This is a genomic window from Hymenobacter sp. AT01-02 (assembly GCF_000961955.2).
Classification (GTDB): domain Bacteria; phylum Bacteroidota; class Bacteroidia; order Cytophagales; family Hymenobacteraceae; genus Hymenobacter; species Hymenobacter mucosus.
Window position 1 is genome coordinate 1 of sequence record NZ_JZIR02000199.1, and the last position, 778, is coordinate 778.

General features: G+C 56.4%; 1 protein-coding gene. It reads left to right on the forward strand.

The window, feature by feature from the left end:
• Nucleotides 1-411, forward strand: a 411-nt coding sequence (locus VI25_RS22335; protein ID WP_152981783.1) for a zinc-binding dehydrogenase, incomplete at its 5' end; no start/stop codon positions are given.
• Between the last annotated feature and the right edge of the window lie 367 nt (nt 412-778).

Sequence of the window (778 nt, forward strand, 5' to 3'; positions counted from 1 at the left end):
CCCGGCGGGGCGCTCCGCGCCACCCAACTAGGCGCCGATGCGGTGGTGGACTACACCAAGCAGCGCCTCAGCCAGTTGCCGCAGCGCTTCGACGTCATCATCGACCTATCGGACAAGCTGGCCTTCAAAGCGGCTCGGCCGCTAATGAAACCCCGGGCCACGTTTGTCAGCATGCTGCCCTCACCGCTGGGGCTGGTTGGGGCGTTTTTCCACAACCTGTTTTCGGGCCAGAAACACCAGATTCTCATTCTAACGCCCACCGCCGCGGGCCTTCGCGCCCTAGCCGCCCTGACCGAGCAGCAGCTGCAAATCCCGGTGGAAAAGGTGTATGACCTGGCCAACGTCCAACAGGCTTACCAGGAAACCAGCCAGGGCAAGATCAAGGGCAAGGTGGTCGTAGTAATCGACTAACAGTCAACTTATTTCCGGACAAGGTAGGGTAGGCGGTTAATTTAAACGGCCTTCATCGTACACCGCACTTTGATAGTATGGCCCTTAAACACATTGACCATTTTTAAGGCCCATACAGTTTTTCTTTTGTCAAATACTGCTTCTTCAAGTAACCAAAACAACTCGGTGTAGAGGGGCGGATGGCTTTTTGCACGTCAAGCACGGCTGTAGGTTAGGCCTTGTCACGTAGTACCAGTTGGCCGCGCCGGGCAAACTGGCCAGCCGGTTGCGGCTCCAACTGCTGATAGAGAACTTCCGATATTAGCAACTGGCTTCCTAGCGCGTTGCACTGGGCTTAAATGCGGGCGGTGGTGTTGAGCACATCCCC